Source organism: Pseudarthrobacter sp. MOO13, from assembly GCF_058267655.1.
On sequence record NZ_CM177848.1, the window covers coordinates 1,167,214 to 1,192,981 of the forward strand.

At 65.8% G+C, this 25,768-nt stretch carries 25 protein-coding genes; 17 read left to right on the top strand and 8 right to left on the bottom strand.

Annotation, left to right across the window (positions count from 1 at the left end):
• Nucleotides 1-58 precede the first annotated feature (58 nt).
• On the top strand, nt 59-1,042 hold the full coding sequence (locus tag AC4EEO_RS05520) for a LysR family transcriptional regulator (protein WP_109863701.1): 984 nt from the start codon (nt 59-61) through the stop codon (nt 1,040-1,042).
• Nucleotides 1,039-1,986, top strand: coding sequence for an N-acetylglucosamine kinase (locus AC4EEO_RS05525; RefSeq protein WP_109863702.1), 948 nt, complete (start codon nt 1,039-1,041; stop codon nt 1,984-1,986). Before AC4EEO_RS05520 ends, AC4EEO_RS05525 begins: the two co-directional genes overlap by 4 nt.
• On the opposite strand, the gene AC4EEO_RS05530 is transcribed toward AC4EEO_RS05525, so the two are convergent.
• Entirely contained in the window at nt 1,983-3,002 is a 1,020-nt protein-coding gene (locus AC4EEO_RS05530; protein ID WP_109863703.1) for a pirin family protein, read from the bottom strand. The two genes, AC4EEO_RS05525 and AC4EEO_RS05530, sit on opposite strands and share 4 nt — an antisense overlap.
• A gap of 228 nt (nt 3,003-3,230) precedes the next feature.
• On the opposite strand from AC4EEO_RS05530, the gene AC4EEO_RS05535 reads away from it, so the two are divergent.
• The 6 genes from AC4EEO_RS05535 to AC4EEO_RS05560 all read left to right on the top strand — a co-directional run bounded on the left by AC4EEO_RS05535 (nt 3,231) and on the right by AC4EEO_RS05560 (nt 9,028).
• The gene (locus AC4EEO_RS05535; RefSeq protein WP_018760344.1) at nt 3,231-4,331 is read left to right on the top strand and encodes an ABC transporter ATP-binding protein; all 1,101 of its coding nucleotides are present in this window, start codon (nt 3,231-3,233) and stop codon (nt 4,329-4,331) included.
• Nucleotides 4,331-5,056, top strand: coding sequence for an ABC transporter permease (locus tag AC4EEO_RS05540; RefSeq protein WP_109863704.1), 726 nt, complete (start codon nt 4,331-4,333; stop codon nt 5,054-5,056). Before AC4EEO_RS05535 ends, AC4EEO_RS05540 begins: the two co-directional genes overlap by 1 nt.
• Nucleotides 5,053-5,799 (top strand): ABC transporter permease, encoded by a 747-nt coding sequence (locus tag AC4EEO_RS05545; RefSeq protein WP_018760342.1) that lies wholly within the window; start codon nt 5,053-5,055, stop codon nt 5,797-5,799. The genes AC4EEO_RS05540 and AC4EEO_RS05545 overlap by 4 nt, the downstream gene beginning before the upstream one ends.
• Nucleotides 5,796-6,758 (top strand): ABC transporter substrate-binding protein, encoded by a 963-nt coding sequence (locus AC4EEO_RS05550; protein WP_491340073.1) that lies wholly within the window; start codon nt 5,796-5,798, stop codon nt 6,756-6,758. Before AC4EEO_RS05545 ends, AC4EEO_RS05550 begins: the two co-directional genes overlap by 4 nt.
• Before the next feature lie 143 nt (nt 6,759-6,901).
• A complete protein-coding gene (locus AC4EEO_RS05555; RefSeq protein WP_133831027.1) occupies nt 6,902-8,122 on the top strand; it encodes a pyridoxal phosphate-dependent aminotransferase in 1,221 nt (406 codons plus the stop codon).
• Nucleotides 8,123-8,173: 51 nt separating this feature from the next.
• The gene (locus AC4EEO_RS05560) at nt 8,174-9,028 is read left to right on the top strand and encodes a polyphosphate kinase 2 family protein (RefSeq protein ID WP_109863707.1); all 855 of its coding nucleotides are present in this window, start codon (nt 8,174-8,176) and stop codon (nt 9,026-9,028) included.
• 17 nt (nt 9,029-9,045) lie between these two features.
• Here the strand turns inward: AC4EEO_RS05560 and AC4EEO_RS05565 are convergent, their stop codons facing one another.
• Nucleotides 9,046-9,264, bottom strand: coding sequence for an exodeoxyribonuclease VII small subunit (locus tag AC4EEO_RS05565; protein ID WP_109863708.1), 219 nt, complete (start codon nt 9,262-9,264; stop codon nt 9,046-9,048).
• Entirely contained in the window at nt 9,261-10,595 is a 1,335-nt protein-coding gene (gene xseA, locus AC4EEO_RS05570) for an exodeoxyribonuclease VII large subunit (protein ID WP_491340074.1), read from the bottom strand. Before xseA ends, AC4EEO_RS05565 begins: the two co-directional genes overlap by 4 nt.
• A 160-nt stretch (nt 10,596-10,755) precedes the next feature.
• Between xseA and AC4EEO_RS05575 the strand changes: the two genes are divergently transcribed.
• Together AC4EEO_RS05575 and AC4EEO_RS05580 are read left to right on the top strand one after the other, a co-directional pair.
• Entirely contained in the window at nt 10,756-11,604 is an 849-nt protein-coding gene (locus AC4EEO_RS05575; protein ID WP_491340075.1) for a hypothetical protein, read from the top strand.
• A gap of 9 nt (nt 11,605-11,613) precedes the next feature.
• Entirely contained in the window at nt 11,614-12,693 is a 1,080-nt protein-coding gene (locus tag AC4EEO_RS05580) for a 4-hydroxy-3-methylbut-2-enyl diphosphate reductase (protein WP_109863711.1), read from the top strand.
• A 115-nt stretch (nt 12,694-12,808) separates the two neighbouring features.
• Here AC4EEO_RS05580 and AC4EEO_RS05585 read toward each other — a convergent pair whose 3' ends face one another.
• A complete protein-coding gene (locus AC4EEO_RS05585) occupies nt 12,809-14,035 on the bottom strand; it encodes a DNA recombination protein RmuC (RefSeq protein WP_109863712.1) in 1,227 nt (408 codons plus the stop codon).
• Between the two features lie 90 nt (nt 14,036-14,125).
• Here AC4EEO_RS05585 and ychF point away from each other — a divergent pair, with 90 nt between their 5' ends.
• Nucleotides 14,126-15,211 carry a redox-regulated ATPase YchF gene (gene ychF / locus AC4EEO_RS05590; protein WP_491340076.1) on the top strand — a complete coding sequence of 362 codons (1,086 nt, stop codon included), beginning with the start codon at nt 14,126-14,128 and terminating at the stop codon, nt 15,209-15,211.
• A gap of 131 nt (nt 15,212-15,342) precedes the next feature.
• Here ychF and AC4EEO_RS05595 read toward each other — a convergent pair whose 3' ends face one another.
• The 3 genes from AC4EEO_RS05595 to AC4EEO_RS05605 are packed head-to-tail and all read right to left on the bottom strand — an operon-like array spanning nt 15,343 to nt 17,372.
• Nucleotides 15,343-16,110 carry an SCO1664 family protein gene (locus AC4EEO_RS05595; protein WP_109863713.1) on the bottom strand — a complete coding sequence of 256 codons (768 nt, stop codon included), beginning with the start codon at nt 16,108-16,110 and terminating at the stop codon, nt 15,343-15,345.
• Entirely contained in the window at nt 16,110-16,655 is a 546-nt protein-coding gene (locus AC4EEO_RS05600; RefSeq protein ID WP_491340077.1) for a DUF3090 domain-containing protein, read from the bottom strand. The genes AC4EEO_RS05595 and AC4EEO_RS05600 overlap by 1 nt, the downstream gene beginning before the upstream one ends.
• Nucleotides 16,656-16,679: 24 nt before the next feature.
• On the bottom strand, nt 16,680-17,372 hold the full coding sequence (locus AC4EEO_RS05605) for a histidine phosphatase family protein (RefSeq protein WP_491340078.1): 693 nt from the start codon (nt 17,370-17,372) through the stop codon (nt 16,680-16,682).
• A 109-nt stretch (nt 17,373-17,481) separates the two neighbouring features.
• Between AC4EEO_RS05605 and AC4EEO_RS05610 the strand changes: the two genes are divergently transcribed.
• Nucleotides 17,482-17,733, top strand: a complete 252-nt coding sequence (locus tag AC4EEO_RS05610; protein ID WP_109863716.1) for a DUF1272 domain-containing protein — start codon at nt 17,482-17,484, stop codon at nt 17,731-17,733.
• A gap of 37 nt (nt 17,734-17,770) precedes the next feature.
• Here AC4EEO_RS05610 and AC4EEO_RS05615 read toward each other — a convergent pair whose 3' ends face one another.
• On the bottom strand, nt 17,771-18,238 hold the full coding sequence (locus tag AC4EEO_RS05615; protein WP_133831024.1) for a hypothetical protein: 468 nt from the start codon (nt 18,236-18,238) through the stop codon (nt 17,771-17,773).
• 84 nt (nt 18,239-18,322) lie between these two features.
• Between AC4EEO_RS05615 and AC4EEO_RS05620 the strand changes: the two genes are divergently transcribed.
• From AC4EEO_RS05620 to AC4EEO_RS05640, 5 genes are all read left to right on the top strand, one after another.
• Nucleotides 18,323-19,954 (top strand): cryptochrome/photolyase family protein, encoded by a 1,632-nt coding sequence (locus AC4EEO_RS05620; RefSeq protein ID WP_491340079.1) that lies wholly within the window; start codon nt 18,323-18,325, stop codon nt 19,952-19,954.
• A gap of 91 nt (nt 19,955-20,045) precedes the next feature.
• Nucleotides 20,046-21,806 carry an ABC transporter family substrate-binding protein gene (locus tag AC4EEO_RS05625; RefSeq protein ID WP_491330225.1) on the top strand — a complete coding sequence of 587 codons (1,761 nt, stop codon included), beginning with the start codon at nt 20,046-20,048 and terminating at the stop codon, nt 21,804-21,806.
• Nucleotides 21,807-22,096: 290 nt separating this feature from the next.
• Nucleotides 22,097-23,779: a peptide ABC transporter substrate-binding protein gene (locus tag AC4EEO_RS05630; RefSeq protein WP_109863720.1), complete on the top strand. Its 1,683-nt coding sequence runs from the start codon at nt 22,097-22,099 to the stop codon at nt 23,777-23,779.
• 124 nt (nt 23,780-23,903) lie between these two features.
• Complete coding sequence (locus tag AC4EEO_RS05635) at nt 23,904-24,833, top strand: ABC transporter permease (RefSeq protein WP_109863721.1); 930 nt, start codon at nt 23,904-23,906, stop codon at nt 24,831-24,833.
• Nucleotides 24,823-25,767, top strand: coding sequence for an ABC transporter permease (locus AC4EEO_RS05640; protein WP_109863722.1), 945 nt, complete (start codon nt 24,823-24,825; stop codon nt 25,765-25,767). The genes AC4EEO_RS05635 and AC4EEO_RS05640 overlap by 11 nt, the downstream gene beginning before the upstream one ends.
• Nucleotide 25,768 lies beyond the last annotated feature (1 nt).

Sequence of the window (25,768 nt, forward strand, 5' to 3'; positions counted from 1 at the left end):
CGCCCCGCTGGCCGCTCGGAAGACAGGCGTTCCCCGGCGGGCAAGGAAGGAAGCGGAAGTGGAACCGGACCGCAAGCAACTGGCGCAGCTCCTGCCGCTTCTTCCGGTCCTGGCTGAACTCGGCCGGACCGAGCACGTCACGGAAACCGCCGAGCTTCTGGGCGTACCCCAGTCAACGGTGAGCCGAGCGCTGGCCCGGGCAAGTGCCGCCGTCGGCACCGAGCTCCTGGTGAGGGACGGACGCGGCGTCCGCCTTACCCCTGCCGCGCGCACGCTCCTGCCCTACATCGAGCAGGCGCTCGCGGAGTTCCAGGCCGGATTGGATCTGGTGCGCAATGAGTCCGAGGTGGTCCGCGGGACGGTTTCCGTGTCCTTCCAGCACACCTTCGGCGAGGCCACGCTGCCCCTGCTGATCAGCACCTTCCGCGCCCGGCATCCCGGGACCGGGTTCCGGCTGAGCCAGGGCGCAAGGGACTCCTGCATTGAGGAACTGGCAGCAGGGGAAGCCGACCTTGCCCTCACGGCTCCGGTTGCCGCCCCTGGACGCACCCTTGATTCGGCGGCGCTGTACCGTGAGCCGCTCCGGCTGGTGGTCCACCATGCCCACCCGCTGGCGCGGCAGCGGACGGCCCGGCTGGCCGACATCAGGACCGAGCCATTCGTAGCGCTCGGCCCAGGCTATGGTCTGCGCTCCCTGACGGACGCCCTGTTCCGGGACGCCGGGTTCCGGCCGCGCATCGCCTTCGAAAGCCAGGACTCCCACACAGTCCGCGGGCTCGTCTCAGCCGGGCTCGGCGTCGGCATCCTGCCACCCGCCGCAGGGGCACCGGGCTGGACCGGCCGCCCCAAAACCGGAGACCTCGGTTGGGTGGAAGTACCGCTGGATTCCCGGCTGGCCTTCCGGGAGGTCGGCGTCAGCTGGCGGCGCAGGAAACCCGGCGCCGAGCCTGCGCCGGCACGCTTGTTCCGCGAACTGGTGGTGGCCGAAGGCCCGGGCCTGGTGGCCGGCCTGGCCACCCGGGCAAGTACCCTTGTGACGTGACGAACACCCAGAACACCCCCACCACCCACGCCGGGCCCGCTGACAATCCCGCCAATCCACTGCACGGCATCACGATCGGGCTGGACATCGGCGGCACCAAGACGCATGGCGTCCGCTTCGAGGACGGCATCCCCGTCGCCGACGAGTCCGCCGGAAGCTCCAACGTCCAGAACGTCACCCGGGATGAGGCAGCCCGCAACCTGGCGGACCTCTTCGCCCGGATCGGAGCCGGCCCCGTGGCACGGGTATACGCCGGATCCGGTGGCATCGACACCGACCAGGACGCCGCCGCCCTTGCCGGCCTGATCCAGCCCCTCGTCCCGGGGGCTACCGTCACCGTTGTGCACGACTCGCGCCTCCTGCTCGCCGCCGGGCGGGCCGCAACAGGAGTGGCGGTCATTGCGGGCACCGGCTCGGCCGCCTGGGGACGCAATGCCGACGGCGGCGAGGCCAGGGCAGGCGGTTGGGGCTACCTTCTCGGGGACGAAGGCAGCGGTTATTGGCTGGGCAGGGAAGCGGTGCGGCACAGCCTGCGCCGGATGAACCAAGGACTGCCGATCGATCAACTCACTTCCGCCCTGCTCAAGAGCTGCGGACTGGACCACCCGAACAAGCTCATAGCGCTGTTCCACTCACCCGAAACCGGGAGGCGGTTTTGGGCGCAGCAGGCCAGGCACGTCGTGGAGGCAGCAGCAGAAGGACACGGGGACAGCGCAGCCCTGCTGGAACAGGCCGGCAAGGACCTTGCCGCGCTGGCCGGCCAGGTGCTGACACAGTTGGGACTCCACGCTCCGGTGATCCTTGGCGGCGGCCTGGGCATGAACGTGGTGCCCCTGCAGGAGGCCTTCCGCCGGAATTTGGCCGACGCCGGAGTCACGGACGTCAGGGTCCTGGACCAGGAACCTGTCTTCGGTGTGCTGGAGCTGGTGGCCCGGCCCGCCTAGTCCACGGTGCGTTTCCGGGGCGTCAGCCGGACCCCCGGAAGGGGCGGGGCCGGGATGCGGCCGGCTTCGGCCCCGGCATCCGGCCCGTGTCCGTGCACCAGGCCGTAGCGGGCGTCGGCGGCCATGGCGTCCGGAAGTGTTGCCTGGGCCTCCCAGTCCCCGCGGGCCTGTTCCACTTCCTCGTGCGTGCGGCCCACGAAGTTCCACCACATCAACAGTTCCTCGCCGAAAGGCTCACCGCCGATCAGCAGGAAGCGGGTGTCCGGGCGTGCCTGGACCTTCAGTTCGCTCCGCCCGGCGCCCAGGTAGCCCAGCGGCCCCGCATGCAGATCCTGCCCGTCCACCGCCAGGCCGCCGTCGAGCACCAGGACACCGTGCTCAAAGTCCGGGTTCAGCGGCAGAACCGCGTCCCCTTCACAGGCGACGTCTGCGCCCACAATTGGCGAGTACATCGTGGCGGGAGACACCACGCCGCCAAACTCACCCACCATGACCGTGGCTGAGAACCCGCGGCCATCCGCCACCGGCAACTCCCGGTGTTGTTCGAAGGCAGGCGCCCGGTGCCGGTGGGCATCGGGAAGCGCAACCCAAAGCTGCAGGCCCCGCTGCAGCGGCAACCCGCCGCCGTCGGCAGGAAGCACTGCGAACTCGGAGTGCGACACCCCGTGCCCGGCAGTCATGATGTTCAGCTCTCCAGGCCGAACAACCACGTCACTGCCCACGCTGTCCCGGTGCCGGATATGTCCTGCCAAGGGCCACGTCACGGTCTGCAGCCCGATGTGGGGATGGGGAAGGACCGACATCGCTGTCCGGTCCGGACCAAAACTGTCCAGGAAGCACCATGCCCCGATCGTCGGCAACCCGCGCTGCGGCAATGTGCGTTTGACGTTCATGGCGCGCACCCCGCCCAGCGGCACCTCGCGCTCCGGCCACAACTGCAGGCAGGGTCCGGATCTCCCTTCCGCCGGGGCCGGGGGACAGATTTCCTGCTGGGGTGAAACTTCCAAATTGGTCACGCCTCCACTTTAGGCGGGCCCCGGCCGGCCGGACATGCTCTTTCCCGCCCGGATACCCATCCGCCCCCGCCGCGGCACCGAATGGTCACAGTAGGGATTCCTTTGTGGGGTTTGGGGCCAGATCTGGTGAACCCGGCCCCTGATTGGGTTACCGTAACTATCAGCGTGCTGATGGCAAAGTCGCGGTGCTGGGATCAGCCCGTCCGAGAGAACAGGTAAGTCCGCACCATGGACCAGGCGATGATCGAGTTCCAGAGCGTCACCAAGCAGTACCCCGGCGGCCAGCCTGCCGTGGACGGGTTGTCCATGTCCATCGCCAAGGGCACCATTACCGTCTTTGTCGGTCCTTCCGGTTGCGGCAAAACGACGTCGCTCCGGATGATCAACCGCATGGTGGAACCAACGTCGGGAACCATCACGGTGGACGGCAAGGACGTCACCTCCGTCCCGGCCGCGGAACTGCGCCGCTCCATGGGCTACGTCATGCAGTCGGCGGGGCTGCTGCCGCACCGGTCGGTTCTGGACAACATCGCCACCGTGCCCCGGCTGAACGGTGTCTCAAAGGCTGACGCCCGCAAACGCGCCTCGGAACTCCTGGACGTTGTGGGCCTGGCGTCGTCCCTCGGCAAGCGCTACCCCTCCCAGCTCTCCGGCGGCCAGCAGCAGCGCGTCGGCGTGGCCCGCGCCCTGGCAGCAGACCCGCCGGTGCTGCTCATGGACGAGCCGTTCAGTGCAGTGGACCCCGTGGTCCGTGACGAACTCCAGCAGGAACTGCTGCGCCTGCAAAAAGACCTTGCCAAAACCATCGTCTTTGTCACCCACGATATTGACGAGGCCACCATCCTCGGGGACAGGGTGGCCGTCTTCGCCACCGGCGGCAAACTGGCTCAATACGCCACGCCGGAGGAGATTCTGCGGGCGCCCGCCAACAATTTCGTCGCCTCCTTCGTGGGGCGTGACCGCGGCTTCCGCCACCTTGGGTTCACCCCGTCCGACGGCGTGGTCCTGCACCCCGTACCTACGATTATCCGGGGGGCCCAAGGAAACGTGTCGGACCACGGTGCGGCCGGTGGCTGGCAGTTGGTGGTCGATGCCGACAAGCGGCCCCTGGGCTGGTCGGCGCCCGGCACCGAAACTGAACTTGTTCCCGGCGGGTCGCTGTTCCGCCCCGGCGAGAGCCTGCGGCGGGCCCTGGACGCGGCCCTGTCATCGCCGTCGGGCCTTGGTGTTGCCGTGGATCCCGACGGCCGGGTGCTGGGGGTAGTCCGCGGCGGCGAGGTCCTGGCACTGATCGAGGAAGCGCGGCAGCTGCGGCAGGCGGCACTCTGATGGAGTGGTTCCTGGCCAACAGCGGCATGGTCTTCGAACGCGGCGGCCAGCACCTGGTCCTGGCGCTCGTTCCCATGGTCCTGGGCCTGGTGATTTCCATCCCGCTCGCCCAGCTGGCCCGGCAGAGCGGTGCGCTGCGCTCCGTGGTGCTGACGGCGTCGTCCCTGCTGTACACCATTCCCTCGCTGGCACTGTTCATCATCCTCCCCACTGTCCTGGGCACCCGCATCCTGGACCCCGTCAATGTGGTGGTGGCGCTCACCATCTACGCTGTGGCGCTGCTGGTCCGCGCGGCGCTCGACGCGTTCGACTCCGTGGATGCCGAAGTCAGCCAGGCCGCCCAAGCCATGGGGTTTAAACCGCTCTCACGCTTCCTGAAGGTCGACCTGCCGCTCTCCCTTCCGGTGATGTTCGCCGGGTTGCGCGTAGTGTCGGTCAGCAACATCTCCCTGGTCAGCGTTGCCGCCCTGCTGGGGGTTGGCAACCTGGGCATGCTCTTCACTGACGGCCTCCAGCGGGACTTCGTTACCGAGGTGGTAGTGGGGATCATCGCCATCCTGGTCCTGGCGCTGGTCATGGACGCCCTCCTCGTCCTGCTGGAACGTATCCTCACGCCCTGGGAACGGACGGGTAAACGGCGCGGAGGCGGGGACGGCGCCGGCCGCACGGGGGCCTCCGCCGCCACGGGGCCCCTCGCCGCAAGCGGGACGGGAGGGGGAGCATGAGCAACGTCATCTCGGACACCGTTGCGTGGCTCGCCGATCCGATGCACTGGTCCGGAAGCATGGGCATCCCCACCCGCGTGGTCGAGCACCTGCAGTACACCGGGCTGGTCATGCTGATCGCCACCGCCATAGCGGTCCCGGTTGGATTGTTCGTTGGCCATACCGGGAGGGGGAGGGTGGCTGTGGTTGCCCTGGCCGGTGCGCTGCGGGCCCTGCCCACCCTGGGCCTGCTGATCCTGTTCGTGCTGCTGGCCGGTATCGGGCTGATGCCCCCGATCTGGGCCTTGGTGATCCTTACCGTCCCACCGCTCCTGGCCGGGACGTACGCCGGTATCTCCAGCGTGGACCGCAACGTGGTGGACGCCGCAAGGGCCATGGGCATGACGGAATTGCAGGTCCTGTTCCGGGCCGAGTTGCCCAATGCCCTCACGGTCATGTTCGGCGGCTTCCGGACCGGCGTGCTGCAGGTGATCGCCACGGTTTCCGTGGTTGCCTACATCAACCTGGGTGGCCTGGGCCGCTATCTCTTCGACGGCCTGGTCCTGAGCGACTTTCCCCAGATGCTGGGCGGGTCCCTGCTTATCGCTGTCCTGGCCATCGCCGTGGACCTGGTCCTGTCCCTATTCCAGAGGCTGTTCCTGGCAACAGGCACCTCGAAGCAGTCCCACCGCAGCCAGGAGGCTGCGGTTGATCTCACAGACCCCGTGGTTGCGGAGACTGTTGTACAAGGAGGTAAGTCATGAAAGATAGCCGTCCCCCACACCTCGGCAGGCGGGCCTTCGGCGGCCTGGCCGCCGGGCTTGGCCTGGCAGTGGCGTTGTCCGCCTGCGGTGGTTCGTCCAATCCGCTGAGCAACGCGCCGGCATCCAGCGGCGGCGCCTCCGGCGGGGCAACGTCCCTGGTGGTTGGTTCCGCTGATTTCCCGGAGAGCCAAATCATCGCCGAACTGTATGCCGGCGCCCTGAACGCCAACGGAATCACCGCCACCACCAAGCCGAACATCGGCTCCCGCGAGGTCTACTTCAAGGCCGTCCAGGATGGTTCCGTGGACGTGGTGCCGGACTACAGCGGCAACCTGCTGCTCTACGTCAACAAGGAAGCCACCGAGGTTTCCGCCGGCGACATTGCCAAGGCACTGCCGGGCAAGCTCCCGGACGGCCTGGCCGTGCTCGACGCCTCCAAGGCCGAGGACAAGGACGCCATGGTTGTCACCAAGGCAACCGCGGAGAAGTACCAGCTGAAGTCCATCGAAGACCTCGCCAAGGTCTGCAGCGACATCGTGGTGGGTGCTCCGGCGACGTTCGGTGAGCGCGCGTACGGCCTGCCGGGCCTGAAGAAGAACTACAACTGCGTGCCCAAGAAGCTGGAGCCCTTCAGCGACGGCGGCGGCCCGGTGACGCTCAAGGCGCTCCTTGAGGACCAGGTGCAGGTGGCGGATATCTACACCACCACGCCGTCGATCGCCGACAACGACCTGGTGGTGCTGGAGGACCCGAAGAACAACTTCATCGCCCAGCAGGTCCTGCCGCTGTACAACAAGGCGAAGATGACGGACAAGGCCAAGCAGGCCCTGAACTCAGTGTCCAGCATCCTCACCACCGATGACCTCATCAACCTCAACCGGGCTGTCAGCGGCAGCCAGAAGCAGGACGCCAAGACGGCCGCAGCCGCCTGGCTCAAAGACAAGGGCATCGTCAAGTAACAGCCCGCCTTCCCCGCCCACAGGGGCGGAGCAGCAGGTGATCGCGACGGCGGCTGCCGGACTTCCAAAGGTCCCGCAGCCGCCGTCGCGCGTGTGGCGGAGGTCTCAACGGTGATGCATCCTTCCTGTGGCATATTTGAGGGATGGCAGAATTCAGGCAGTCCACGAAGCTCAACAACGTCCTCTATGACATCCGTGGACCGATCCTGCAGGCCGCCCAGCAGATGGAAGCGGAGGGCCACAGAATCCTCAAGCTGAACATCGGCAACCCCGCGCCGTTCGGATTCGAGGCGCCCGACGCCATCCTCGTGGACATGATCCGCCACCTGCCCCACGCCCAGGGCTACAGTGACTCCCGCGGCATCTTTTCCGCACGCACCGCCGTCTCGCAGTATTACCAGACCCGAGGGATCCAGAACATCCACGTAGACGACATCTACCTGGGTAATGGCGTCAGCGAGCTCATCACCATGTCCCTGATGGCGTTGCTCGATTCCGGCGACGAGGTCCTCATTCCCACGCCGGACTACCCGCTCTGGACCGCCTCCGTGGCGCTCGCCGGTGGCAAACCGGTCCACTACCTGTGCGATGAGGAGTCCGGCTGGCAGCCGGACCTTGAAGACATGGAAGCGAAGATCACGCCCCGCACCAAGGGAATCGTGGTCATCAACCCCAACAACCCCACCGGCGCCGTCTACCCCGATGCCACGCTCAAGCGCATCGTGGAGCTGGCCGAGAAGCACGGGCTGGTGGTCTTTGCCGACGAGATCTACGAGAAGATCCTGTACGAAGACGCCGTCCATGTGAATCTCGCCAAGCTCACCGGCGACGACGTCCTGTGCCTGACGTTCAGCGGCCTGTCCAAGGCGTACCGGGTGTGCGGCTACCGGGCCGGGTGGATGGCGATCTCCGGGCCCAAGAAGGAAGCCGCCGACTACCTGGAGGGCATCAACCTGCTGGCCAACATGCGCCTCTGCGCCAACGTCCCGGCCCAGCACGCCATCCAGACGGCACTCGGCGGCTACCAGAGCATCAACGACCTCATCCTTCCGGGCGGCCGCCTGCTGGAACAGCGCAACAAGGCCTACGACATGCTGAACGCGATTCCAGGTGTCAGCACGCAGCAGGCACGGGGCGCCCTGTACCTTTTTCCGCGCCTTGACCCGGAGGTCTACCACATCAGGGATGACGAGAAGTTTGTCCTCGACCTCCTGAGGGAACAGAAGATCCTGGTGTCCCATGGCCGGGCATTCAACTGGGTGCGGCCGGACCACTTCCGCATGGTCACGCTGCCGAACGTGAAGGACATCGAGGAAGCCATCGGCCGGATGGGGGACTTCCTAAGCCGGTACCAGGGGAACTAGCCTGTGGTCACGGGCGCGCCGCGTCCATGACCCTCCCAGGGAAGGACCCCCGTGGCCAGCATTGTCGGTTTCGACCAGCACCCCTCTGACACCCTGCGCGTTGGCAAGGGATTTTCCCTGGCCGCGGTGGACCCCGACGCCACTCCGGGCTACAGCGGCAACAAAGCTGACGGCGAAGCGCTGCTGGCTGACCTGGACGGGAAGCTCACGGAGATGCAGGAGAAGCTGTTCGCGGAGTCACGGTTCGGCGGGAGGAAGCGGATCCTGCTGGTCCTGCAGGCGATGGATACCGCTGGCAAGGGCGGCATCGTCAACCACGTCATGGCCACCATGGACCCCCAAGGCGTCCAGTTCAAGGCATTCAAGGCCCCCTCCGAGCAGGAGAAGTCCTACGATTTCCTTTGGCGCATCGAGAAGGAGGTGCCGGCGGCCGGGATGGTGGGGATTTTCGACCGCTCCCATTACGAGGACGTCCTCATCCACCGGGTCCACAATTGGGCCACGCCGGAAGAGATCACCCGTCGCTACCGGGCCATCAACGAATTCGAGGGACGCCAGGCAGACGCCGGCACCAGGATCGTCAAAGTGATGCTCAACATCAGCAAGGATGAGCAGAAGTCCCGGCTGTTGGCCCGCTTGGACAATCCCGCCAAGCACTGGAAATACAGCAGCGGTGACTTGAAGGAACGGGCCTTCTGGGACGACTACATGGCGGCGTACCAGGCTGCTTTTGACGCAACCAGCACGGCTGCGGCCCCCTGGTACGTGGTTCCGGCCAACAAGAAGTGGTACGCCCGGATCGCCGTGCAGCAGTTGGTGATGTCGGCACTGTCCGATCTTCGCCTGGAGTGGCCCAAAGCAGAGTTCGACGTGGATATCGAACGGGAGCTCGTGGCCCGGTCCTGACCGGCGGCTGCGGCGGCTTAGAGCGGCTGGTCGCGTGCGGCTGCCAACCTCTTCCGTGCGCCCTCCAGCCACTCCTCGCAACGTGCGGCCAGCGCCTCCCCGCGCTCCCACAATGCCAAGGATTCTTCCAGGCTTGCCCCGCCTGCTTCCAGCCTGCCCACCACCGCGATGAGCTGCTCCCGGGCTTCTTCGTAGCTCAGCCCCGCGACGTCCGACTCCGGTTTTTGTTCGGTCATGCCTTCTCTTCCAATCCTTGCTGGTGGTCTGGTTTGCCTGGTTGCAGCACCCCGCTGGACGTGGCGCCAAATCGGCCCTCGGCCACCCGGATCGACAAAGCGGACCCTGCCGGCGCCTCAGCAGGGCGGCGGACGACGGCGTGGCCGGACGCCGCAATCCGGGCGCTCTGGTCACCTGCCAGTTCGACGACGGCGTACCCCCGGTCGAGCGTCTTCTGCGGTGACAGCGCGCGTACCTGGGCCTTCAGGTGCTCCAGCTGGTCGGCCGCCCGCACCACCGTGGAATTCACGGCCGCCGAGGAGCGCCGCAGCAGCCGCTCTATTTCCTCGGCGCGGACGGAAACCATACCCTCGGGTGCTGCCATCACGGGCCGCGAGTGGAGCGAGGCCAGGCGGTCCGACTCGCGGTCCACCAGCCGTTCCATGCAGCGCCGCAGCTGTTCCCGCGCCTGGCGGACGCCTGCCAGTTCTTCGGAGACTTCCGGAACGATCCGCTTGGCAGCATCCGTAGGTGTGGAGGCCCGAAGATCGGCAACGTAGTCCAACAACGGACGGTCCGCCTCATGCCCGATGGCACTGACCACGGGGGTGGCCGCGGCAGCCACTGCCCGGACCAGGTCCTCGCTGTTGAACGGCAGGAGGTCCTCCAGGGCGCCACCGCCCCGGGCAATGACAATGACGTCAACTTCCGGCAACCCATCCAGTTCACGGAGTGCCCGGACCACCTGGGACACCGCGGTGTTGCCCTGCACCGCTACTTCACGGATCTCGAACTCCACGGCCGGCCACCGTAATGCCGCGTTGCGCAGGATGTCCTTCTTCGCGTCCGAGTCGCGGCCGGTGATCAGGCCGATGCGGTGCGGCAGCAACGGCAGGGGCTTCTTCCTCGAATCGGCGAACAGGCCCTCCGCGGCCAGCGCCTGGCGCAGCCGTTCGATCCTGGCCAGAAGGTCGCCCAGGCCGACGGGACGGATGTCCCGCACCAGCATGTTCAACCGGCCGGTCTTCATCCAGAACTCGGGTTTCAGCAGCGCAACCACCCGTGAGCCCCGCTCGAGCGGAAGGTTCTGCCGCTCCAGCACTTTCGTCCAGACGGACGCGGGCAGCGATACTTCCGCATCAACGTCGCGAAGGGTGATGTACGCGTTGGTGCCGCGGCGGTTCAGTTCGATGACCTGGCCTTCCACCCATGCCGACGGAGTGCGGTCGATGTGCGCCTTCAGCTTCTGCGACAACAGCTGGAGGGGCCACGGATTGTCCGGGCTGGTTTCCGCTGCGGTGGCCGGCAAAGTGGTGGGTGCGGCACCCGGAAGGGATGCCTGGTCAGACATGCGGACGCCGGTGCGGGGCTGGTGCTGCGGGCATGGGGTCCTTCAACTGTTGTGGGCGGTCAATCAACCTTATCCATAAGGTCTAGCACCCGGGGCTGACAGGGACGGCCAGGCGGCCTGCCTAGGATGGAGTGAGGCCCCCAACCCCGAAGGACCTGCCGTGCGCACTTTCATTTCCGCCCTCGCCACCGTGCTGGGCATCCTCCTGGCATCCGTCGCCGTCCCCGCCATGTGGGTGGACCGGAACATCATCCAGGAAGACGGATTCGTCCGGCTTGCGGCGCCGCTGGGCAAGAACGCGGACTTCCAGAAGAAACTCGCTGCCGCGGCCGTGGGAACGATCGATACGGGTTCGGTTCCCGGCGCCCTGTCCGGGCTGGTCGATTCGGTCCTGGAGAAGGCCGCGGAGTCCCTGACCCAGCTTCCCGGCTACCCCGCAGCGTGGGAGGAGACCCTTCGCAGGAGCCACCGCCTGAACTTCGCAGGCCCGGCGGGGGAGGCCGGCAACGTTCCGGCGTCGTCGCTGACCCTTGACGTAGCCCCGCTGGTTGCCCTCGGTTCGGAGGAAATCTCCCGCACCACGCGGCTTCCCCTCAACCCGCCGGACCAGGCCCTCATCAACGTCGGCCAACCCGCACAGCGCGAGTGGGCGGAGCGGCTGGCCACCTACGCGCCCATGGGCTACATCGCCGCCGTCGGTGCCGGCATTGCGTTCCTGTTGGCACTCGTCGCAGCCCGCCGCCGCTGGACAGTCCTGTTCGGTGCGGGCCTTGGCGGCCTGGCCCTCGCCGGTCTCTGGTCGCTCGGACTGCAGCTGGGATCGGCCCGCGCCGCGACCGCAGACACGGGCAGTTCGGTGGCAAACATGTTTCGCGACGAATTCGTGGGCGTGGCAGCGGCTGACTTCCAGGCGTGGATCGGTGCCACCGCGGTGACTGGCGGGGTCCTGGTGGCAGTGGGAATTGTGACGTTGTTCGCCTCCCGGAAACGGGTGCAGGCCAGCCGGTAGCATGGAGGGATGACCACCTCGGCTGTACCCCTTTCGATGCCAACCGTTCCGCGCCGGCGCCGCTCTCCCCAGGAAGTGGCGGCCGCGGCCCCCGTGAACGGAACCAAGAAGGTGCTGCTGGCCGCTCCGCGTGGCTATTGCGCCGGTGTTGACCGGGCAGTGATCGCCGTCGAGAAGGCCCTGGAGCACTACGGTCCGCCCGTGTATGTCCGCAAGCAGATCGTCCACAATGTCCACGTTGTCAGCTCGCTCGAGGAAAAAGGCGCCATCTTCGTGGACGAAACTGACGAAGTGCCAGAGGGCGCGCTGGTGATCTTCTCGGCCCACGGCGTTTCCCCGGCCGTCGTCGAATCGGCGGAGAGCCGAGGACTGCGCACCATCGATGCCACCTGCCCCCTGGTCACCAAGGTGCACAAGGAAGCCGTCCGCTTCGCCAAGGACGACTTCGACATCCTCCTGATCGGCCATGACGGCCATGAGGAAGTGGAAGGCACCTCCGGTGAAGCGCCGGACCACATCCAGATCATCAATGGGCCCCACGAAGTGGACAAGGTGACCGTCCGCGATCCGGAGAAGGTCATCTGGCTGTCCCAGACCACCCTCAGCGTCGACGAGACCATGGAAACCGTCCGGTTGCTCAAGGACCGGTTCCCCACCCTGCAGGACCCGCCCAGCGATGACATCTGCTATGCCACCACAAACCGGCAGGTGGCCATCAAGAAGATCGCGCCCAAGGCAGACCTGGTGATCGTGGTGGGTTCCGCCAACTCGTCCAACTCCGTCCGGCTGGTCGAGGTGGCGCTGGAATACGGCGCCAAGGCCTCGTACCGGGTGGACTTCGCGAACGAGGTTGACGAAGCCTGGTTCGAAGGCGTTGCCACCGTGGGCGTCACGTCCGGGGCCTCAGTTCCGGAGGTCCTGGTGCAGGACGTCCTGCGGCTGCTGGCCGACTATGGCTACGGCGCGGTGGAAGAAGTGGTCACCGCCGAGGAGGATCTGCTGTTCTCGCTGCCCAAGGAACTCCGTGCAACCCTCAAGGAAGCCGGCGATGTCAGCCGCGCCCTGGGCGGCCGCCGGACCCGCAGCTGACCACCCCCGCCGCCGGGGACCCAGCACAGCAGGCCGACGGCGGCAATCAACAGTGTGAAGGAAGGGCCGGGCAGTTTCAAACAACTGCCAGGCCCTTCCAGCACCCCCAAGGTTCTCAGGCCGCTTCGTCGTCGCCCTGGAGTTCAGGCGCCACCAGCGCGCGCGGGGTTGCTTCCACCAAGGCCGGCGTGACGAGGCCTGAATCTTCCAGGGTGTTGAGTTTCCGGGCCGTGGGCAGGATCCGCGCTTCCAGGGTCCCCACCATGGCGTTGTAGCGATCCACCGACGACTTCAGGGACGAGCCGAGCTTCCCGACGTTCTCACCCAGCGTCCCCATCCGGTCGTACAGCTGCCGCGCGAGCTCGAACAGTTCGCGTGCGCTGTCCGTCAGGACATCCTGGCGCCAGGTGAACGCCACGGACTTCAATACCGCAAGCAGCGTGCTTGGCGAGGCGAGGACCACGTTGCGTGACAATGCATAGTCCAGGAGTCCGGCATCTGCCGTCAGCGCCGCCGCAAGAATCGATTCCGCGGGAATAAAGCAGACCACCAGTTCCGGCGAATTTCCCGGAATGTCCCAGTACTTCTTGGTGCCCAAAGCGTCCACGTGCGCCCTCAACGCTTTGGCGTGCGCTGCCAGCAGTGCCTGGCTGCGGGCATCATTCGCGGACCGCGCCCCGGAGGGCTGGACCGTGCGGGGATCCGCCACACCGAGATCCTGCGCCTCCAAGTAGGACGACAACGGCACCTTGGCGTCCACCACAAGTTGTTTCCCGCCGGGCAGCTGCACCACCAGGTCGGGGCGGACGGAAGAATCGTGGCCCGCACTGTGGGCCTGCTCCACGAAGTCCACGTGGCGGAGCATCCCCGCGGCCTCCACGACCCGCCGAAGCTGTACCTCGCCCCATTGGCCCCTGGCACTGTTTGACCGTAAAGCCGATTCCAGCGCGTGCGTGGAGCGGATCAGCTGCTCGTCGGACAGCCGGGCTTCCTGCAACTGCTGTGCCAGCTGGCCGTACTGTTCCACCCGGTCCCGTTCCAGGAGCGCCACCTGATGCTGGACCGCGGACAGTTTTTCGGCCACCGGGGCCAGGGCACGCAGCACGCTGCCGTCCTGCGTCCGCGCCTCACCGAGCTCACGGTTCTGGGCAGCCAAAAGCCGCCGCTCGGCGTCGGCCGCTGCCAACTGGGCCGTCACCTCCGAAAGCCGGGACGAGACAGCGTCAAAGTCCGCCTCCAGTCCGCGGGAGTTCCTGCGCAGCAGGACGTACATGGCCGCCGCACCGGCCAGTGCACCCAGCAGCAACATCAGAAGGGCCAAAATCAAGGCAAAAGCATCCATGGCTTCACTGTTGCACGGGCCTCTGACAATCACGGCCAGTGACATCCCCGGGTACTGGCGGCAGGGCCCCGGCGGGTAGAATCAATGCTCGTGGCTCTAACTATTGGCATCGTCGGACTGCCCAACGTCGGCAAATCAACCCTTTTCAACGCACTGACCCGCAACCAGGTGCTCGCGGCGAACTACCCGTTCGCCACGATCGAGCCCAACGTCGGCGTCGTCAACCTGCCGGACCCGCGGCTGGAAAAGCTGGCTGCCATCTTCGGCTCCCTGCGCGTGCTTCCCGCCGCCGTGTCCTTCGTCGACATCGCCGGGATCGTCAAGGGCGCCTCGGAGGGCGAAGGGCTGGGAAACCAGTTCCTGGCCAATATCCGCGAGGCCGAGGCGATCGCCCAGGTGGTCCGCGTGTTCGACGATCCCGACGTCATCCACGTCGACGGCAAGGTGGACCCCCGGTCCGACATGGAGACGATCAACACCGAGCTGATCCTCGCTGACCTGCAGACGATTGAAAAGGCCGTCCCGCGGATCGAAAAAGAAGTCAAGATCAAGAAGCGCGAAGCCGCCGAACTGGCCGCCGTGAAGGCCGCCCAGGCGGTGCTGGAACGTGGCGACACGATTTTCTCCTCGATCAAGAGCGACAAGCTGGAGATGGAGCACCTGAAGGAACTCGGCCTGCTGACCGCAAAGCCGTTCATCTACGTCTTCAACTCCGACGAGGGAATCCTCGGAAGCCCCGAGAAGCAGGCCGAGCTGCGCGCCCTGGTGGCCCCGGCCGACTGCATCTTCCTCGACGCCAAGCTTGAGTCCGACCTTGTCGAACTGGACGAGGAAGAAGCCCGCGAGATGCTCGAGATGAACGGCCAGGACGAATCCGGCCTCGACCAGCTCGCCCGTGTTGGCTTCCACACCCTGGGGCTCCAGACGTACCTCACCGCCGGGCCGAAAGAAACCCGCGCCTGGACCATCCGGCAGGGCGATACAGCACCTCAGGCCGCCGGTGTCATCCACTCCGATTTCCAGCGCGGGTTCATCAAGGCCGAGGTGGTGTCCTTCAACGACCTCGTCGAAGCAGGATCCATGGCCGAGGCAAAGTCCCGCGGCAAGGTCCGGATCGAGGGCAAGGAATACGTCATGGCCGACGGCGACGTGGTGGAGTTCCGCTTCAACGTCTAGTCCAGGGGCGCCGGTGCGATGGCTGCGAAGAACGATGGTTCTTGGCGGCCTTCGTTCTTTGGTCTCCGGTTGGCGGGCATCATGCGGCCACCCTCATGCCCGATGGCTGCGAAGCATCCGGGGGAAGTTCCTCAGAACAGCGGCCAAGGTACCGCCGACATCTCGCCGCTCGGAGCCGGAAACCGCCCCGTCTGGCGCAACCGGGCGCAGCGGGCGGCGAGCGATGCGATTTCTTCGGCGCTGATCAGGTCCGCCAGGTCCCGGCCCAGTTCGCCGTCAAGTCCCGCGCTGACACGGTCGACGCCGGCGCGCTCCTCGGCGGTCAGGGCCTCTCCCAGCCATCCCCACAGCACCGTGCGGAGCTTGTGGTCGCTGTGAAAGGTGAGCCCATGGTCCACGCCGTGCCGGTGTCCGCGCGGCATGGCAAGGATGTGGTCGCCCTTGCGGTCGGCGTTATTGACGATGATGTCGAACACCGCCATGCGCCTGAGGGCCGGCGAGTCTTCGTGGACCAGCGCGACCATCCGACCACGCTCGTCCTGTCCCTCGAGGATTTGTTTCCAGCCCGTCTCCGGCACCTGCTCCGTAGCGACCAGGTCCACGGGGCTCTGGGCGGGGTCCCGCTCCTGCCAGAGCTGGACCATCCCTTCGCCCATCGGACCATCGCGCAGCCAAGTGCGGGGCACGATGTCCCAGCCCAGGACCTGCGAGACCCGGTACGCGGCCACCTCCCTGCGGGCCAGGGATCCCGCGGGAAAATCCCACAACGGCCGCTCGCCTGCAACCGGCTTGTAAACGACGGCCACGTCGCCGATGCTGCCCAGGAACGTAGCGTTTGATGCCGTCGTGATGCGGCCGGTGAGAGTCAGCTCGGCGGCCAGCAGGTCCGGCGCCGGCATCAGGCCTCGGGAAGGGTGCAGGTGTGCCCGTCGGCGTCTATGGGGTAGCCGCAGATCGGGCACGCTGGACGTCCGGCGCCCACGATCTCACGGGTCCGCTTGGCGAAGGCACGGGCGGTGCCGACAGGCATCCGCACCACCAGCATTTCCGACTCGTTGGAGTCCTCGTCAAGCGATTCGTCGTCGTCATCGGCATCGGTAATGGGATGCGCCTCAATCACCACCTGGGCCGTACTGGGGTCCCACCCCAAGCTCATGGCCCCGGTGCGGAACTGTTCCTGGACGGCCTCAAGCTGGTCGTTGTCGGCAAGTTCAGGGGGCGTGCCCGTGGGAATGCTGAAGGGATTGCCCTCGACGGTGATGAGCTGGTCGAGGATTTCGTCGATCTTCTCCGCAAGCAGGGCGGACTGCTGCTTCTCCATGGCGATACTCACCAGCTGCGCCCCTGCCCGTACCTGAAGGTAGAACGTACGCGCCCCCGGCAGGCCAATGGTGCCAACAACCACCCGATCAGGCCAGTCAAACTCGTGAACACGTGTAGGCATGTCAGTATTCTAGGCACATGGGGTTCACGGCGCCTTGTGCCCCGCGCCGCCGCCTACCGGAGCGTCGACGGAGTCCATGCCCTTCGACAACCACGACAGGTCACCGGCATCGGTGTTGGCGGCGTAGACGCTCGGCCGGTTGGCACCGTAGCGCACGATCGATACGGACGCGGGACCGACGTTAATCCGCTGGAACAGATCAAGGTGCATGCCGAGCGCGTCAGCAAGGATTGACTTGATGATGTCGCCGTGGCTCACCGCTGCCCAGACGGCCCCCGGCCCGTACTCGGCTTCGAAGGCTGCGTCGTGGCGTCGGACAGCTGCCACCGACCGGGCCTGCATCCCGGCCATGGATTCGCCGCCCGGAAAGACGACGGCGGACGGTTGCGACTGCACGACCGGCCACAGCGCGTCTGTTGCGAGTTCGCTGAGCAGGCGGCCCTGCCACTGGCCGTAATCGCACTCGGTGAGATCCGGATCGGTCGGCGCATGCGGCGCACCGGCCTGGCGGTCCAGGATGAACCGGGCGGTCTGCAGGCACCGCTCAAGCGGACTGGACACCACGCCGACCAACGGCACCGGCGCGAGCCGGTCCGCGGTCAGTGCCGCCTGGTCCCGTCCGAGCTGGTCCAGGCCGACGCCGGCCGCCCGGCCGGCCAGCAGCCCCGTGGCATTGGCAGTGGTGCGGCCATGCCGCACGAGAATAACGGTCGCCATGCACCCAGCCTATCCACCCTGTCGAACGTTCACAGGCAGTGGCCGTCCGAGAGTCCAGCCTCAAGGTGTACCGGGCGTTTGTGCGGGTCCCATTGGCTAGAGTTGTCGGATGCTTGAGATCCGTCCCAATTGCGAATGTTGCGACCGCGACATTGCGCCGTCCGATCCCGCCTACATCTGCACCTTTGAATGCACGTGGTGCCCGGACTGCGTCGAGCGCTTCCCCAACAGGTCATGTCCCAACTGCGGTGGCGACCTGCAGCGGCGGCCTGTCCGCCCCGCGGCAGCCCTGGTCAACAATCCGGCGGGTACGGTCAGGGTGGTGTCGCCCGGTTGCCTCCAGCAAACCACCCGTAGCTGAGGCCGGCCGGGACCAGAACGGGTGCAGGCCCCGGCGGTCAGCCTGCCCTGGCGTCCCTCACAAGCAGGCCCAGGGCAGGTATTCCGGCGAACACTGCCGGAATCACCAGAAGCACGCCGTACTCGGGCACCAGGGCAGACGCGGCGCCGGCAGCGATACTTGCCGTCAGGGCAGCAGAAAGGGACAACCGCAGTGGCTTGCGCTCATCCCTCGGGTTGAAGAAACGGAACCCCCCGAGGCCGGCGGTGACAACAGCGCAGGCAACGACGACGACGGACAGCACCCCCGCCGTCGTTCCTGGAGAATCCTTGAGCCGGTCAATGAGGACAACCGGGACTGCGAGCATCCAGCCGCCGAGGAGCAATGCCAGGACGCAACCGGCCAGCCGTCCTTTCGGCACCGGTTCCAGGGCGGACAACTGTTCTGCCGGCAGGTCCGCCTGCCGGACGCGGCGATGGGCTGCAGGTGGTGGCGGCTGTGACGGCCGTGCGGTGTTTTCAAGCATTCTTCCCCCAATGCCATTGCCTGACGTCCGTCCACCCTACCGCCCGCGGCCCTGGCCGAAACCGAGGCACCATAGGGTTTCCCTATGACTGATGGACCACGCCTGCGCCTTGTCCTGCCCCATCAACTCTTCGAGAAGCACTGGGAGGAGACGGGCACGGACACCGTCTTCGTGCTCATCGAGCATGACCTCTACTTCCGCCAGTACGCCTTCCACTCCCACAAACTGGTGCTGCACCGCGCATCCATGGCCAGGTTCGCCCGCCGGCTTCGCGGGCTCGGCTACGACGTGGTGGTCCTCGCCAGCGACCGGACCCGGACGTCACGCGTCCAGCTTGCCGAGCTGGTCAGGCAACGGCGTCCGCTGTCCGTCACCTGGTTCGACGTCGTCGATGACTGGCTTGAGCAGGACTTGGCTGCGGGACTGGCCGACGGCGGGTACCGGCTGCGCAGCGAAGACGTGCTCGAGACGCCGAACTTCCTGACGGCCCGCACGCAGATCGACGACTGGTTCTCCCATAACCGGCCACGGATGCAGGACTTCTATATCTGGCAACGCCGGCGGCTGGACATCCTGGTCAATAACGGCGAACCGGCCGGCGGAAAATGGTCCTTCGACGCGGAGAACCGCAAGAAGCTTCCCCGGGGGCATGTTCCACCCACCGTCAGCCGCTTCAGGGACCACCCCGCTCTCCAGCAGCAAGGCGCGTTCGACCTTGATGCGCTGGCTGAGCCCTCCCTGGCGGCCCGAAGCCGGCACAGCGACGAGGCATCCCGCGAGGTTGGCCTTGCGATTGAATGGGTGGCGCACGAATTCCCGGATGCCCCGGGCGACCCGCGCCTGTTCGCCTGGCCTACCACGACCCGGGAGGCCCGCGAACATCTGCAGGAATTTGTTTCAGAGCGCCTGGGCGGCTTCGGACCCTACGAAGACGCGATCTCAGCCGAGCATCCGTTCATCAACCACGGCCTCCTTACTCCGGTCCTGAACATCGGCCTGCTGGATCCGCGCGAAGTCCTGGACGCTGCCTTGGACGGCGCCGGCGACGCCACATCACTGGCCTCGCTTGAAGGTTTCGTGCGGCAGGTGATCGGCTGGCGCGAATACATGCGGGCCACCTACCGGGTGCGGGGCCGCCGGATGCGAACAGCCAACCTGCTCAACCACCGGAACCGGCCCGGTGCGGGCTGGTGGGATGCCAGGACAGGGCTGGCACCCGTGGACCTGGTCATATCGCGCGTGCTGGCCACCGGTTATGCCCACCACATCGAACGGCTGATGGTGCTGGGCAACGCAATGTCCCTGCTGCGGATCCACCCTGACGATGTCTATGCGTGGTTCATGGAGATGTTCATCGACGCCTACGACTGGGTGATGGTGCCCAACGTCTACGCCATGAGCCAGTTCGCCGCGGGGGCCGACATCACCACCAAACCCTACGTCTCGGGCAGCAACTACCTGCGGAAGATGTCGGACCTGCCGGCGGGGGAGTGGATGGCTGACTGGGACGGGTTGTACTGGTCGTTCATCGATGACCACCGTCCGGTCTTCGAACGGAATCCGCGATCGCGGATGGTCGTGTCCTTGTGGGACCGGATGGATCCGGCGGTCAAGGACAACCACCGGGCCCGTGCCCACGCCTTGCTGGATGACCCCGGCCGTGACCGGCTGGTCCGGAAGCCCCCGTTTACGGGAGAGGGGGACAGGATTCGATGACTGGGCAGTGGCACCGCGTATCCTGATTTCACCGGGCGTGTTCGTGGCGGCCCGTTGCCCTCCGGAGAGGGAAAAACACAAAGGAGGCGGCATGCCGGCCAGGCAGCTGATGCAACTGCTCACTGCTGCGGTGGCGGCCGCCCTGATTCTGTCCGGTTGCTCCGGCGGGGGTGCCCCTTCGGTGGTGGTGGGGGAGGCCAAGCGCGGCGGCAGCGTGACCGTCGCGGAAGTAAACGCCTTCTCCTCCTTCAACCCGTACAGCGCAAACGGCAACACCGACATCAACACGAAGATCGGCGCCATTACGCACTCCGGCTTCTTCTTCCTCGATGACAGCTCCAAGGTGGTCCGCAACGACAAGTTCGGGCACTACGAAAAGGTGTCGGACCAGCCCCTCAAGGTGAAATACACGGTCAACGAGGGAGTCAAGTGGTCCGACGGTGCTCCGGTAGGCGCCGCCGACCTGCTCCTGAGCTGGGCTGCCGGATCCGGCTACTTCGACGACGTCGACCCCGGCACCGGGAAAGGCACCAAATACTTCGCAACAGCCTCCAACGCCACCGGCCTGGCAGGGACGGTCTTTCCGGAACTCGGCTCGGACGGCAGATCCATCACCCTCGAGTACGCCGCACCGTACGCCGACTGGGAAGTGGCATTCGACGTCGGGCTCCCGGCCCATGTGGTCGCGGCCAAGAGCGGGCTAACCGACGAAGGAGACCTGGTCGACCTCCTGAAGGACACGCCGCGCGGCAATCCTGAGAAGCCTGTAACCATCGCGGCCCTCAAGAAGGTCAGCGACTTCTGGAACACCGGTTTCGACACGAAGAAAATCCCGGATGATCCGGCGTTGTACCTTTCCAACGGCCCCTACATCGTCCGGGACATCGTCCCGGAGGTTTCCATGAAACTGGTTCGGAACCGGGACTACACGTGGGGCCAGGAACCCTGGCTTGACGAGATCAACGTTCGATTCACCGGTGCCGTGCCTGCCGCCGTCGACGCCCTGCGCAACGGGCAGGCGGACATCATCTCGCCACAGCCATCCGCTGCCACCGATGCGCTGCTCACGGGCCTGTCCGGGCAGGGCATCACTGTGCAACGCTACAAGCAGGCCGGTTACGACCATCTCGACCTGAACTTCGCCGGCCCCTTCAAGGACAAGGACGTCCGCGAGGCCTTCCTCAAAACTGTTCCCCGGCAGGACATCGTGGATGCCGTGCTGGGCGGCCAGGCAGTGGACAACAAACCGCTGGATTCACAGGTCTTCCTGCCCGATCAGCCCAAATACGCGGACACCGTAAAGAAAAACGGCTCCTCGGATTACGCCGAGGTGGACATCGACGCCGCCAAGGGCCTCCTGAGGGGCGCCACGCCCACCGTGCGCATCCTCTACAACCGGGACAACCCCAACCGCGCCAAGGCCTTCGCACTGATCCGGGGTTCGGCCGAACGGGCGGGCTTCCGGGTGGAAGACGGCGGCCAGGCAAGCGCCGACTGGGCAGCATCGCTCAGCCGCGGCGGCTATGACGCGGCGTTGTCCGGATGGATCGGCACGGAAGCGGGAGTCAGCCGGGTACCGCAGATCTTCCGCACCGGAGGCGGCAGCAACTTCACGGGCTATTCCGACGCCGATGCGGACAAGGTGATGGCGCAACTGGCCGTCACCACCGACCTTGGCAAACAGGACGAACTCCTTGCCGACATCGACAGGCACGTCTGGGAGGACGCCTACGGCCTGCCGCTCTACCAGACCCTGGGCACCACTGCGTTCAACTCCCGGGTGGCCGGCGTGAAAACCAGCCCCGGTCCCGTGGGTGTCTGGTGGAACGTCTGGGACTGGCGGCTGGCGTAGGCCGGGAGCGCCCTTCGCTGCGAACGGAGGCGCCTAAACGTGAACGATCACGGCCCCGATTCGCCGTCTGGCGTACCGACGAGTAGCATGTGACGTGCGTAACTGCCCACCACTCGCGGGGTATTTGACTGCTCCGGTCACGGTTTGGCAACGGAGTACCAGTATCCGGACTTCGTGCGGTTAGGCTAACCCGTATATGTAGGTTTCGTCACAGCACTCAGCTGTGTCCAGCCTGCGGGGAAGCACAAGATTTCCCCAATATCTCTCTCCCACAACTCATAGGAGGCGGAATGCGTTTTACGCGCACTTCCAAAGCACTGGGCATCGTGGCAATCGCCGCGCTTGCCCTGACCGGGTGCGGCGGCGGCGGCAGCACTGGCGGGTCCAGCACTGCTGCCGGCGATCCGAACAAGGTCATCACCGCGTACAGCAATGAGCCACAAAACCCGTTGCTGCCGGCGAACACCAATGAGGTCTACGGCGGCCGCGTCGTAAACCTGCTTTTCGAAGGCCTTCGCAGCTACGACGCCAACGGCAAGGCCGTAAACGCACTGGCCGATTCCATTGAGTCGTCCGACGCGCAGAACTGGACCATCAAGGTCAAGCAGGGCGCGAAGTTCACCAACGGGGAAGCCATCACGGCCAAGACCTTCGTTGACTCCTGGAACTTCGCCGCGAACTCCAAGAACCTGCAGAACAACGGCTTCTTCTTCGAGTCCATCGCCGGCTACGAAGACGTCTCGGCCGTGAACTCGGTGAAGGGTGCCGACGGCAAGACCACCACCACCCCGGCTCCCAAGGCCGACACGATGTCCGGACTGCAGGCAACCGATGATTCCACCATCACGGTCAAGCTCGCCCAGCCTGAGGCCGACTGGTCCCTGCGCCTTGGCTACTCCGCCTTCTACCCGCTTCCTTCCGCCGCTCTGGCTGACCCCAAGACCTTCGGTGAAAACCCGGTAGGCAACGGTCCCTACAAGTTCGAAAAGCAGGGTTCCTGGGTCCACGACCAGTCCATCACCCTGGTGAAGAACGCCGACTACAAGGGCACCCGCGAAGCCAAGAACGGCGGCGTGACCTTCAAGTTCTACACCGATCCGGGCCCCGCATACACGGACCTGCAGTCGGACAACCTGGACATCACTGACGTCCTGCCCTCCAACGCGCTGAAGACCTACGTCAACGACTTCCCGGACCGCAACGCCACCAAGGCTGTTGCCACCGACTCCACCCTGAACATCCCGGGTTACAACCCGAACTTCCAGGGTGAAGCCGGCAAGCTGCGCCGCCAGGCTCTGTCCTACGCCATCAACCGCGAGGAAATCGCCAAGGTTGTCTTCAACGGCACCCGCACCCCGGCCAAGGCCTTCGCTCCGCCGGTCATCGATGGCTTCAAGGAAGGCCTCAAGGGCAGCGAAGTCCTGAAGTTCGATCCCGCCAAGGCCAAGGACCTGTGGGCCCAGGCCGACAAGATCCAGCCGTACGACGCTTCCAAGCCGCTCCAGATTGCCTCCAACACCGACGGTGGCAACAAGGAATGGATCGACGCTGTTGCCAACGGCTTCAAGAACAACCTCGGCATCCAGGCTGAAATCCAGCCGTTCGCGAAGTTCGCAGAGGTCCTCAACCTGCGCAAGTCCCAGCAGCTGCCGGGCCTGACCCGCGCAGGCTGGCAGGGTGACTACCCGTCGCTCTACAACTTCCTGGGACCGGTATGGGCCACGGGCGCTTCCTCCAACTACGAGAAGTACTCCAACCCGGAGTTCGACAAGCTGCTGAAGGAAGGCCTGGCAGCCAAGAGCACGGACGAGGCCAACGCCAAGTTCAACCAGGCCCAGGAGGTCCTGTTCCAGGACCTGCCCGGCCTGCCGCTCTGGGACCAGGCACGCCCGATCGTGTGGAGCAACAACATTGTGAAGGCCGAGACCGGCTGGAACGGTGAAATCCTCTACTACGGCATTACCGCCAAGTAGGCCCAGATCTAACTTGCCGAAGGCTGATGGGGGTTCCGGTTACGTCCGGGCCCCCATTGGCTTGCAAGCGGCAGGAAGGCATTCATGAACGCGTTTTCCCCCCTACCGGAAGGCAGGTGATCCTGTGATCCGGTTTATCCTGCGCCGACTCCTGCAGGTGATCCCTGTGTTCCTCGGCACGACCCTCCTGGTGTACTACATGGTGTTCGCCCTGCCCGGCGACCCCATCGCCGCACTCTTCGGCGACCGCCAGCCCCCGCAGGCAGTCATTGATACCCTGCGCAGCCAGTACAACCTGGACCAGCCCTTCTGGGTCCAGTACGGTTTGTTCCTCAAGAACCTCTTCACCTTCAACCTGGGCAACGACTTCACCGGCCAGCCCATCGCGGCCAGCCTTGCCCGGGTCTTCCCCGTGACGGCCATGCTGGCCGTCGAGGCGTTGGCAATCCAGGCAATCTTTGGCGTCGCTTTCGGCGTATTCGCGGGCCTGCGCCGCGGCGGCTGGTTCGACTCCACGGTCCTGGTAGCTTCGCTGGTGGTTATCGCCGTTCCCACGTTTGTGCTGGGCTTCGTCTTCCAGCTCGTCTTTGGCGTGCAGCTCGGCTGGGCGAAACCCACTGTGGGCGCCAACGCCGACTGGGTCACCCTGCTGCTGCCGGCCGTGGTCCTGGGGCTCGTCTCCTTTGCCTACGTCCTCCGGCTGACGCGTGCGTCCGTGAGCGAAAACATGAACGCCGACTACGTGCGGACCGCCACCGCCAAGGGGCTCTCGCGCCCCCGGGTGGTCCTGGCGCACATCCTGCGCAACTCGCTCATTCCGGTGGTGACCTACCTCGGTGCCAACCTTGGCGGCCTGATGGGCGGTGCCATCGTGACCGAGGGCATCTTCAACGTTCCCGGCGTAGGCAACAAGCTCTACCAGGCAGTCCTCCGTAGCGAAGGCCCCACCATCGTCTCCATCGTCAGCGTGCTGGTGCTGGTGTTCGTGGTGGCCAACCTGCTTGTCGATCTCCTGTACGCCTGGCTTGACCCGAGGATCCGCTATGACCAGTAAAAATGACCACTTTGTGGCCCCCATCGACGAGACCCCGCTGCAGGCAACGGATGCCGTCAAGACTGACCAGGCCCCGCTCAGCCTGTGGGCAGACGCCTGGCGCAAGCTCCGCCGTCGTCCGCTGTTCATCATCTCGGCATTGTTGATCCTTGCCTTGGTCGTGATTGCGCTGTTCCCCGGCCTGTTCACCTCCACGCCCCCCAACGACGGCTGCGAACTTGGCAACTCCGAAGGCGGCCCCACCGCGGGGCACCCGTTCGGCTTCACCTTCCAGGGCTGCGACGTCTACTCCAGGGTCATCCACGGCACGCAAGCCTCGCTTTCCGTGGGCCTGCTCTCGGTCCTTTGCGTCCTGGTCATCGGCGTGACCCTCGGCGCCCTCGCCGGCTACTACGGTGGCTGGATCGACGCCGTGCTGGCACGCCTGGGCGACATCTTCTTCGCCCTGCCGCTGGTCCTGGGTGCGCTGGTCATCACGCAGCTTCCCTTGTTCCGCGAGAACAAGAGCGTGTGGACCGTAGTGTTCGTCATATCGCTGCTCGCGTGGCCGCAGATGGCCCGTATTACCCGCGGCGCGGTGATTGAGGTACGCAACGCGGACTTCGTTACGGCGGCACGGGCGTTGGGTGTTTCCAAGTTCGGGGCACTGATCCGCCACGTCCTGCCGAACGCCCTTGCACCGATCATCGTCCTTGCAACGCTTGAACTTGGCGTGTTCATCGTGGCGGAAGCCACCTTGTCCTTCCTGGGCATCGGCCTGCCGCAGAGCATCATGTCCTGGGGCAACGACATTGCCGGTGCGCAGGCATCGATCAGGACCCGGCCGGAAATCATGCTGTACCCGGCCGCGGCGCTGTCCATCACGGTGCTGAGCTTCATCATGCTGGGTGACGCCGTGCGCGACGCCCTCGACCCGAAGAGCCGTCAGCGATGAG

Bases quoted from the DNA above. Each gene is read 5' to 3' on its own strand.
- AC4EEO_RS05535 (WP_018760344.1), top strand. From the start codon at position 3,231: ATGGACCAGGCGATGATCGAGTTCCAGAGCGTCACCAAGCAGTACCCC.
- AC4EEO_RS05540 (WP_109863704.1), top strand. From the start codon at position 4,331: ATGGAGTGGTTCCTGGCCAACAGCGGCATGGTCTTCGAACGCGGCGGC.
- AC4EEO_RS05550 (WP_491340073.1), top strand. From the start codon at position 5,796: ATGAAAGATAGCCGTCCCCCACACCTCGGCAGGCGGGCCTTCGGCGGC.
- xseA (WP_491340074.1), bottom strand. From the start codon at position 10,595: ATGTCTGACCAGGCATCCCTTCCGGGTGCCGCACCCACCACTTTGCCG.
- AC4EEO_RS05615 (WP_133831024.1), bottom strand. From the start codon at position 18,238: ATGCTTGAAAACACCGCACGGCCGTCACAGCCGCCACCACCTGCAGCC.
- AC4EEO_RS05565 (WP_109863708.1), bottom strand. From the start codon at position 9,264: ATGACCGAACAAAAACCGGAGTCGGACGTCGCGGGGCTGAGCTACGAA.
- AC4EEO_RS05610 (WP_109863716.1), top strand. From the start codon at position 17,482: ATGCTTGAGATCCGTCCCAATTGCGAATGTTGCGACCGCGACATTGCG.
- AC4EEO_RS05620 (WP_491340079.1), top strand. From the start codon at position 18,323: ATGACTGATGGACCACGCCTGCGCCTTGTCCTGCCCCATCAACTCTTC.
- AC4EEO_RS05640 (WP_109863722.1), top strand. From the start codon at position 24,823: ATGACCAGTAAAAATGACCACTTTGTGGCCCCCATCGACGAGACCCCG.
- AC4EEO_RS05625 (WP_491330225.1), top strand. From the start codon at position 20,046: ATGCCGGCCAGGCAGCTGATGCAACTGCTCACTGCTGCGGTGGCGGCC.
- AC4EEO_RS05605 (WP_491340078.1), bottom strand. From the start codon at position 17,372: ATGGCGACCGTTATTCTCGTGCGGCATGGCCGCACCACTGCCAATGCC.
- AC4EEO_RS05595 (WP_109863713.1), bottom strand. From the start codon at position 16,110: ATGCCGGCGCCGGACCTGCTGGCCGCCGAGCTGACTCTCACCGGCCGC.
- AC4EEO_RS05585 (WP_109863712.1), bottom strand. From the start codon at position 14,035: ATGGATGCTTTTGCCTTGATTTTGGCCCTTCTGATGTTGCTGCTGGGT.
- AC4EEO_RS05555 (WP_133831027.1), top strand. From the start codon at position 6,902: ATGGCAGAATTCAGGCAGTCCACGAAGCTCAACAACGTCCTCTATGAC.
- AC4EEO_RS05545 (WP_018760342.1), top strand. From the start codon at position 5,053: ATGAGCAACGTCATCTCGGACACCGTTGCGTGGCTCGCCGATCCGATG.
- AC4EEO_RS05580 (WP_109863711.1), top strand. From the start codon at position 11,614: ATGACCACCTCGGCTGTACCCCTTTCGATGCCAACCGTTCCGCGCCGG.
- AC4EEO_RS05630 (WP_109863720.1), top strand. From the start codon at position 22,097: ATGCGTTTTACGCGCACTTCCAAAGCACTGGGCATCGTGGCAATCGCC.
- AC4EEO_RS05600 (WP_491340077.1), bottom strand. From the start codon at position 16,655: ATGCCTACACGTGTTCACGAGTTTGACTGGCCTGATCGGGTGGTTGTT.